Source organism: Mycobacterium sp., from assembly GCF_036488105.1.
Classification (GTDB): Bacteria; Actinomycetota; Actinomycetes; order Mycobacteriales; family Mycobacteriaceae; genus Mycobacterium.
In genome coordinates, this window is sequence record NZ_DASXHW010000488.1 from 1 (window position 1) to 9,007 (window position 9,007).

Below are 9,007 nucleotides of genomic sequence, written 5' to 3' on the forward strand. Positions count from 1 at the left end.
GGGTGGGGCGGCGCCTTGGCATACGGATGGGACATGCTTGACGGATGGAGCAATACCGCCGCAATGACCTGACCTTCGATGTCCGCGACGCCGGACCGGCTGACGGACCTGTCGTGGTGCTGTTGCACGGCTTCCCGCAACACAACGACAGCTGGAATGCCGTCATCGACCGGCTCACCGCTCAGGGCTATCGCTGCCTGGCGCCCAACCAGCGGGGATATTCAGCGGGTGCGAGGCCACCCCGCCGCCGCGACTACCGGATACCCGAACTCGTCGGCGACCTCGGCGCATTGATTGACGCCAGCGGTGCGCGGCAGGTGCACTTGGTCGGACACGACTGGGGCGCCGCGGTCGCGTGGGCCGCCGCGGCGGAGATGCCCGAGCGGCTGGCAACCGTGTCGCCGGTATCGGTGCCGCATCCCGCCGCGTTCCTCAAATCGTTCCTGAACAGTCGACAGGGCCTGGCGTCTTGGTACATGTATTTCTTTCAGTTGCCGCGCGTCCCGGAGTGGTCGATGCGATGGCGCAACGGCACGTTGATGTCGAAATTGCTCCAGCAGGCCGGGCAAACTCCGGTCGCCGCCGAGCGCGATGCACGGGCCATGGGCGAACCCGGCGCCCTGACGGCTGCGATCAACTGGTACCGCGCGATGCCGCTATCCAATCCGCGTGCGATCAACCAAAAGGTTTCTGTGCCAACGTTATACGTGTGGAGCGACCAGGACACCGCGTTGATGCCCAAATCGGCCCACAACACCGCCCGATACGTCGACGGGCAATACCGGTTCGAAATCCTGCGCGGCGTTTCGCACTGGATACCCGAGGAACAACCCGACAAGCTGGCCGACCTACTGCTCGACTGGTTCGGCGCTCACCCACTTCAGTGACGCAACGGTCAGCTGGGGGAGCCGCCGTCGCCGAGCCGAGACCGGCTCTCGCTCAACACAGCTTCGATCTCCGACCACGTTTGTTTGACGATCTGTGCGGCCGGTTGCAAATCGATGATCCGCGAGGACACCTGTCCGGTGTTGGCGACGCTGGCCTCGAAGTCGCCTTCGAAGTACAGATCGGTGATCCGACCGAGTAGCTCCACCTCGGGATCGCCGGCGGCGACGCGCGCCGCAAGTCCGGTTCGTAGCACCCGCATAGTCGGGTTGCCGGGAAGGTCCAGCATCACGGTCCCGTCATCCCCCGCCGAGATGATGTTGTTCTTGAAGTTGGCGTGCACGGCGGCTTCGTGGCTGGCCAGCATCCGGGTGCCCATCTGCACACCCTCGGCGCCCAGAACGACGGCCGCCGCCGCGGACCGGGCGTCGCAGATCCCCCCGGCCGCGATGATCGGGATGTCGACGCGGTCGGCGACAAGCGGAAGCAAGACCAACGTCGACGCACCGAGGGCCGACTTGAACCCGCCGCCCTCGACACCCTCGACCACAAGCGCGTCGACGCCCGCGTCCACAGCCTTCATCGCGCCTCTCAGCGATCCGATGACGTGGATGACGGTAATGCCCGCGTCGTGCAGCCGGGCCGTGAACAGGGCCGGGTCGCCGGCGGAGGTGAAGACATGGCGAACCTCGGCAGCGACGAGCTCGTCGACGATCGACGGGTCCCGCTTCCAGCCCTGGATCATCAGGTTGGCCGCGACCGGACGGTCGGTCAGTTCGCGCACCCTACGCAGGTCAGCACGACCTTCGGGGGTCAACGTCTCGACCATGCCCATGCCGCCACCCTCGGACACGGCGGCGGCCAGTTCAGCCCTGGCGATGTATGTCATCGGTGCCTGGACGACGGGGTACTCGACGCCGAGGAGCGATTGGATGCGGTTAGCCACGTCTTGATTCTGTGCCAGGCCGCCGCGACAACCCGACCCGGATTGGCGCTCGCTGCGTCGCCGCACTAATTTTTCTCAGGTGACGTTTACAGCTGTTGGCGCAGCCGCTCGGTGGTTCCTTCCATTTCTGACAGTCGTAGGGGTGACTTTTGCCGCCGCGGCCCACACCGGTCCCGCCCCGGCGGTCCGCCTTGTCGATGCGGCCAACCCGTTGGCCGGACAGCCCTTCTTCGTCGATCCCACGTCGCCGGCCATGGCGGCCGCGCATAAGGCCAATCCGCCGAGTCCCGAACTCGACGCGATCGCTAACACGCCGCAGGCGCACTGGGTCGACCCGGGGGTGTCTTCCGCTGTGGTCGCCGGGTACGTTGGGGCTGCCCAGGCCGCCGGCAGTATGCCGGTGCTGGCGCTGTACGCAATTCCCCATCGCGACTGCGGCAGCTTCGCAGCGGGTGGATTCGGATCGGCCGACGCCTATCGGCAGTGGATCGACGGCATCGCAGGCGCTCTCGGGGCCTCGCCAGTGGCGGTCATCGTCGAACCCGATGCACTCGACATGGCCGACTGCCTTTCGGCTGGCCAACGGGATGAACGCTTCACTCTGATCCGCTACGCCGTTGACACCCTGACCCGCGATCCGGCCGCCGCCGTGTACATCGACGGAGGGCACTCACGGTGGTTGAAGGCCGAGGAAATCGCCAACAGGCTCAACCAAGTCGGCGTAGAACACGCCCGGGGCTTCAGCCTCAACACCTCCAATTTCTTCACCACCGATGAGGAAATCGGTTACGGCGAAGCGGTTTCGGCGCTCACAAAAGGCGCGCACTACGTGATCGACACCTCGCGCAACGGCGCCGGACCGGCGCCAGACGGCCCGCTCAATTGGTGCAATCCCAGCGGCCGGGCGCTCGGCGTCCCGCCCACGTCAGCTACCGCGGGTGCGCACGCCGACGCCTACCTGTGGATCAAGCGTCCCGGTGATTCCGACGGCACTTGCGGCCGCGGCGATCCGGGGCCGGGCCACTTCGTCAACCAGTACGCCGTCGACCTGGCCCGCGCCGCGCACCACTAAGGCACCGACGAAATACAGCGCCTCCGCATACACGACGTTCGCGATGCCGCCGACACCGTCCAGCCCCACATGATGAGGTGGCGGCCGCCATTCACGATTTCGCCGACGGCCTGAGCTGAGGTCGACTGGCCCGTTTCTGCCGGGCTTGGCGAATGGTCTGTCCCGCAATGGAAACGAATTCTCTTACCGTAGCGGGAGCACTGCTTGGCTGTTCCCGGATGGCGCGAGCGGTGGCTCGCAACGCCAAGGCGGGTGTGTACAACTTCGAGGGCGGTACCTCGTGATTGAGGATCTGCAGGAATGAGCGGATGGCTTCGGCGTTCGAGCTGATCTCGCGCAGGACACAGTTCGTCCACGGCGTCGCAGACCCGGGCGCACCCATACGGGCCGCATACCAATACATTTCGTAGGCGTCGTTGTCTCGCCAGTTCCACCACCGCTGCATCTCCTCATCGAGGCTGGTGGAACCCATGCCGTGTTCGATGCTGTGCGCTAGCTGTCGTGCCTGGCGCAGTGCGTCGGCAATGCCCTGACCGGGCGTGAAGTCTTTGAAGTGCCCAGCGTCGCCGACGAGCACCCACCCCGGTCCGGCGGATTGGCGGAAGTAGCCGTGCCACTTGGTGAAAAGCCGAAGGGGCCCGACCCGCTGCGCCCCGGACATCAGGTCGGCCAGCTCGGGCCATTGGCGGATGGCGTTGGCGAAGAACGTGTCTCGGTCAGCGTGGACTTCGTCGGCTCTGGTCTGATCCGGGGCGATAGCCGCCATGTACAAGCCACCATCGGTGGCCCCGGTGAGGTAGGCCATGTCCTTCATCCGGCCGAGCCGAGCCGGGCCGTGTGGATCGACGCCTTCGAAATAGCCCCACGCCACCATGCGGCCTGGTTCCGTCACGTTGTATTCCTGAGCACCGACCGCGTCGGCGACCGTCGAGTGCCGTCCGTCAGCGCCCACGACCAACCGCGCATGGATCGGCCCCTTGTCGGTGTGCACACCGGTCACGCGGGCTCCATCTCGCAGGAGCCCTGTGACGCGCAGACCAGTACGCACCTCGGCTCCCGCCGTGGCGGCTGCCTCTGCGAGCAGCCCGTCCAGCGTCAGTCGTCGCAGGCATAGCACCGGATCATCGGCAACACCGTCGACCGATGCGTCGATCCGGACATCGTCGCTGACGATCGTGAATTCCCGCAGCGGGACAGCCCCCGCACTCAACAGCGTGTCCAAGACGCCAAGCTCGTCCAGGATGCGCACGCCGCACGGCTGAATCATGTGCGTCGACGGCGTCTCGGACGGAAAGCGGGCCCGGTCGACGACGCAGACGCTCAGTCCGCGGCGAGCGAGCATTACGGCCAGCGGCGAGCCAGCGCACCGGGCTCCAACCACGGCAACGTCGAAGGATTCCACGCAACCTCCCGGCTCTGTTCCCACGGGCACCGACCAAGGTCCCTCATCTGTTGTTCTTAAGCTATCGAACCTGCGGTTCATCACAGCGTGTCGCCGTGTCGCGAAGTGATCGGCGTGTGGCGCCTCGATCGTCGCGCGTTACTGTCTTTTCGTTGGCTTCAGCGAACAAGCCGATAGAAAAGTTGAGCCATTCATGACTGCAGCAACAGAATCGTCGGCGCTCGAGGCGCGGGTCGGCCATCACTATCAGATGGACGGCACGTACCTGGTGGGCCGCGAAAAGCTCCGCGAGTACGCCCGCGCGGTGCAGGACTATCATGCCGCCCATTGGGATGTCGCCGCCGCGGCTGAACTGGGTTATTCGGACCTGATTGCGCCGCTGACATTTACCTCGACCCCGGGCATGACCTGCAATCGCCGTATGTTTGAGCAGATAGTCGTCGGCTATGACACCTACATGCAGACCGAAGAGTTGTTCGAGCAGCACCGACCAATCGTGGCCGGCGACGAGCTGACGGTTGACGTCGAACTGACGTCTGTGCGCAGGATGGCCGGCCGGGATCTGATCACGGTGACCAACACCTTCACCGACGCAGCCGGCGAGCGGGTGCACACCTTGCACACCACCGTCGTCGGGGTCACCGCCGAGGATGTCGATCCGGCGATCAAGACTGCCGTGCAGAACGCGATGATGCACGACGTGGACATCTTCGGAATCGGCGAAGACGACTATCACAAGACGGTGCGCCCCGAGGGCGAGATTCGGATCGCCGACGGAGGCCTCACCCGCACGCCGGGGACGGCGTCGTTCGATGACGTCAAGGTCGGCGACGAGCTACCGGTGCACCACGCTCGACTGACTCGCGGCGACCTGGTGAACTACGCCGGCGTGGCCGGCGACGCGAACCCGATTCATTGGGATGAGGACATCGCCAAACTGGCCAGCCTGCCCGACGTGATCGCTCACGGAATGCTCACCATGGGTTTGGGTGCCGGATACGCCTCCACATGGACGGGCGACCCCGGTGCGGTCACCCGCTACGCGGTGCGGCTGTCGGCTCCCGCGATCGTGTCGGCCAGAGAGGGCTGCGATATCGAATTCACCGGCAAAATCAAGTCGTTGGATCCGGAAACCCGCTCTGGTGTGGTGATGGTCGCGGCGAAATCCAGCGGCAAGAAGATCTTTGGCATGGCCACGTTGGGCGTCCGCTTCCGCTGACTGCGGTAGTCAGACGGGTTCGAATCGCGCACGGCATTCCTCTTTGCGCGGACTTGCGGAGGGGAACAAAAATTTGGTTTGATTCAATAGAGGTCTTGCTCGTGCCGCCCGACGGGGACGGGGCCGGCGCTGACCAGACAGTTGAACTCGGTCCCGCATAACCAAATTTTCGTTACCGCCGCGCGTTCGCTAAGGAGCCACCATTTTGATCGACTTCAAGGAGCAGGTCGCGCTCGTCAGCGGAGGCGGCCGAGGTCTGGGCCGCCTGTACGCCTTGGAGTTGGCGAACCGGGGCGCGTTGGTGGTGGTCAACGACTTGGGCGGCAGCATGCACGGAGACGGTGAAGACGCCAGCGTCGCCGACGCCGTCGTGAAGGAAATCGAAGACGCCGGCGGCAAGGCGGTGGCTTCGTATCATTCCGTCGATACCCCCGAAGGCGGCGAGGCCATCGTCAACACCGCGTTAGAAGCGTTCGGTCGCCTCGACGCAGTCGTCAGTAATGCCGGCATTTTCAACAGCATCCCGTTCGACCAACTCACTCATGACGATTGGACGCGCATGCTGCGGGTCCACCTCGACGGTGGATTCCACCTCAGCCAGCCGGCCTACCGCATCATGAAACAGCAAGGCTATGGGCGGTTCGTGTTCATCTCGTCGTCGGGCGGGATGTTCGGTCAGCCGTCGGAGGCGCATTACGCCGCCGCCAAAGCCGGGCTGGTCGGCCTTTCCAATGTGATCTCGATCGAAGGCACCGAGCACGGCATCAAATCCAACACCGTGCTGCCCTTTGGTTTTTCGCGGATGGTCACCGAAACCATTGGCGATCCGAAAGCCCTCGAGGAGATCGGCTTCACCAAGGTCATCAATCCTGAACTCGTCGTGCCGATCGTGGTATTTCTGGCCAGTCGCGCCTGCGAGTTGACCCACCAGAACTATTCGGCCTGTGGCGGCAGGTTCGCCCGTGTCTTCGTCGGACTCGGCGAGGGTTGGCTCGCCGACCGCGACAGCCGACCGACCGCCGACGACATCGTCACCCACCTGTCGGAGGTCACTGCCACCGATCCCTATACGGTTCCCGGCTCCATCTTCGAAGAGGTGCTGGCGATCTGTGAACGCCTCGGCGTCAACGCTCTGCAATAGGCCGCATCGGCTATGCGCTGCTTCGCGTCCGCTGGCGTTGCCGATCGCTAATCGATGAGCAAGGACCGCATTTCGACGAGGTGGGCCTCGCCAAGCGGCAGCAGGGGCGGTCGCGGATCGCCGACATGGGTGCCGATAGCCACCGTAGGTCCGCACAGGTGTTAATTCAGTCGACCGGAGAATTAACCACGAGCGCTCCCCCGATCGCGTCGCATGGCGTATTTTCGGGACAGCTGGCAAACCACGCTGGTCGGGTACGAGTTCCGCCGTTGCGAATACAGCCGCGAACTCCAGGCGTCCCGCGCCGCGACTCGACATTGAACGTGATTATCTGCACACCGGGATCACTGTTGAGTACTTCACCCGATGCTTATGTTCACCGGACGAACCACACCGTGCCCGCCAACGCGGAGACCAACGGCCGCGACAAATCCATGAACGCGGGGTTGCACCGGGGTGAAAGACGCCGCCGGCCTTCGCCGAGCAGCGCCGAGGAATACCTCCGGACGCTGCCCGCATGGGTACTGCTGGATCGCTTAGCGGTGCCCATGCTCGCCGCTGGACTTGACGGCGTCGTCGTCTACACCAACCCCGCTTTCGCGACCATGCTCGGACACCATCCCGACACGGTCATGCTGACCGGACAACAGCTTCCCGCGCTGCTGGCCGGACATTCAGCAACCCCGCCACGCGATTGTGTCGCCATACTGCGCGCCGCCGGCACCGGAATCGTCGACTGGCTCCACGCCGAAGGCTTCGCGGTCCGCAGCTTGGTATCCGAGACGCTGTTCGTTCGTGCCACTGACCAGATACTGCTGGTCGGTGTCACCGACATCACCGAATTGGTCTGGACCACCCCACGCGAATAACGCTAGAGCCGGAGGCGAGGAGTGCAGCAGTGACGCCTCGCTTTGCCGATCCGGCAGCGTACGCCGCTAATGCGTTGTAGCCAAGCGCGATTCGTTTTGCCGAGCCACCGGTGACAGTTTCGCACTGTAACTGACGATTTGGCGACAGTTAACGCGACCGTTTGCAACCGGCCATCGCAATGGTGGCGTCGCTGCAATCGCTGTTAAGTGCAGAGTGTCGGGGCGTCGCAGTTGTTTCCGGGGCAATAAATCTTGTGCGCCGCGTCGACCATCGTCCCGACATCGAGCAGCGTAACGCCCCTCTTGTTCAGGTGGTCGTGAATGTCGTCGGCAATCTGCTGTGGCTGCCAACCCCACTGGAGGTCGTAGCAGATCAGGTGGGCCTCACCGATAAGCGCCTCTTCGGTGCTGGGCGGCCACGTCAGGCCTACGGCGCTCAGCTTCGCGAGATATGCGTCATCTTGGGGTGTGGCGTTCGCAATTCCGGCGCTTGCAGCCATGGCGGCGCCGGCCATTACGGGGATGGTGAGTCGGACGAGCCAGCGAGGTGAGCTCATGTGTTCGTTTCCTTTGATTAGGATGACACGACGCTGATAAATCGGTTAGAGCGTACTACGCGGTGGTTGCGAGCGGACTTGTCATCTCGCATTAATTTCAATGGTGGTTCTCAGGGTCGTGCCGATGGCGCGCATTCCCGACAGGGCACTGTCTCGGAGGTCAGGATCCGAGGCATTCCAATTCGCGATCACGGCGTAGTTGAACCAGACGGCGTTTCGGCCGATCGTGCCAACGTCGGCCCTGACCCCTGGGTCAGCTCCAGTCTTGGTACGAATTACGAAGTTTCGATCCGACGGCGCATGTGCCAGCGGATCGACGCCGAATGCGGACGCAACCATCGAGAGGTCGACGTTCGTTGCCAGCCAGGCGTTCACCTGTTCTGACACACTTGGAGATACCAGCTCGTTGCGCGACAGCTGACTCATCACCAGCGACAACTCGGACGCCGATCCGATCGACAGCGTCTCCGGATCGTCTGGGCCGCGGTGGTCTCGGACGTAATCGAGCAGCGCCGTGTGGTGTAGACCGAGGGATTCGGTGAGGTCGTGGAGTTGGTGCAGGCCAACATGTTTGAGGAGGGCGTTGGTCGCCACGTTGTCGCTGACGCTCGCGATCAACACGCAGAGATCGTGCACGGCCAGTTCTTCGACGTGCAGATGCTGCCAGATTCCCGAGTCGGCGACGTGAAGTTCTGGATCCTGCCCGAGCAGGGTGGTCTCAGTGAGGTCGCCCTCGGCGCATTGCCGTGCGACCTCGACGAGCAACAGCAGCTTTCCGATGCTTGCCGTCTTCATCGACCTGTCGGCGTTGCGGCCGGCCACTTCGCGACCTGCGACATCTCGAACGCAAATCGACCAATCGATGTCGATGGTGGTAGCTACGACGTCGTCGATCGATCGCTGGAGCACCTCTAGC

Annotated in this window: 9 protein-coding genes; 5 read left to right on the plus strand and 4 right to left on the minus strand. The window is 63.9% G+C overall.

What is annotated here, in order from left to right; all coding sequences use genetic code 11:
- Positions 1-44 precede the first annotated feature (44 nt).
- Positions 45-887 carry an alpha/beta fold hydrolase gene (locus VGH54_RS25465; protein ID WP_331514907.1) on the plus strand — a complete coding sequence of 281 codons (843 nt, stop codon included), beginning with the start codon at positions 45-47 and terminating at the stop codon, positions 885-887.
- Between the two features lie 8 nt (positions 888-895).
- Here the strand turns inward: VGH54_RS25465 and VGH54_RS25470 are convergent, their stop codons facing one another.
- Positions 896-1,831, minus strand: coding sequence for a nitronate monooxygenase (locus VGH54_RS25470; protein WP_331514908.1), 936 nt, complete (start codon positions 1,829-1,831; stop codon positions 896-898).
- A 52-nt stretch (positions 1,832-1,883) separates the two neighbouring features.
- Between VGH54_RS25470 and VGH54_RS25475 the strand changes: the two genes are divergently transcribed.
- Entirely contained in the window at positions 1,884-2,903 is a 1,020-nt protein-coding gene (locus VGH54_RS25475; protein ID WP_414688801.1) for a glycoside hydrolase family 6 protein, read from the plus strand.
- A 91-nt stretch (positions 2,904-2,994) separates the two neighbouring features.
- Here VGH54_RS25475 and VGH54_RS25480 read toward each other — a convergent pair whose 3' ends face one another.
- A complete protein-coding gene (locus tag VGH54_RS25480; RefSeq protein WP_331514910.1) occupies positions 2,995-4,305 on the minus strand; it encodes an NAD(P)/FAD-dependent oxidoreductase in 1,311 nt (436 codons plus the stop codon).
- Positions 4,306-4,498: 193 nt separating this feature from the next.
- Between VGH54_RS25480 and VGH54_RS25485 the strand changes: the two genes are divergently transcribed.
- From VGH54_RS25485 to VGH54_RS25495, 3 genes are all read left to right on the plus strand, one after another.
- Positions 4,499-5,524, plus strand: a complete 1,026-nt coding sequence (locus VGH54_RS25485; protein WP_331514911.1) for a fused (3R)-hydroxyacyl-ACP dehydratase subunits HadA/HadB — start codon at positions 4,499-4,501, stop codon at positions 5,522-5,524.
- Positions 5,525-5,729: 205 nt separating this feature from the next.
- The gene (locus tag VGH54_RS25490) at positions 5,730-6,665 is read left to right on the plus strand and encodes an SDR family NAD(P)-dependent oxidoreductase (protein ID WP_331514912.1); all 936 of its coding nucleotides are present in this window, start codon (positions 5,730-5,732) and stop codon (positions 6,663-6,665) included.
- A gap of 395 nt (positions 6,666-7,060) precedes the next feature.
- On the plus strand, positions 7,061-7,534 hold the full coding sequence (locus VGH54_RS25495) for a PAS domain-containing protein (protein ID WP_331514913.1): 474 nt from the start codon (positions 7,061-7,063) through the stop codon (positions 7,532-7,534).
- A 203-nt stretch (positions 7,535-7,737) separates the two neighbouring features.
- On the opposite strand, the gene VGH54_RS25500 is transcribed toward VGH54_RS25495, so the two are convergent.
- Positions 7,738-8,091: a DUF732 domain-containing protein gene (locus tag VGH54_RS25500; RefSeq protein WP_414688800.1), complete on the minus strand. Its 354-nt coding sequence runs from the start codon at positions 8,089-8,091 to the stop codon at positions 7,738-7,740.
- 81 nt (positions 8,092-8,172) lie between these two features.
- A partial coding sequence (locus tag VGH54_RS25505) for a serine hydrolase (protein WP_331514914.1) occupies positions 8,173-9,007 on the minus strand: 835 nt, incomplete at its 5' end.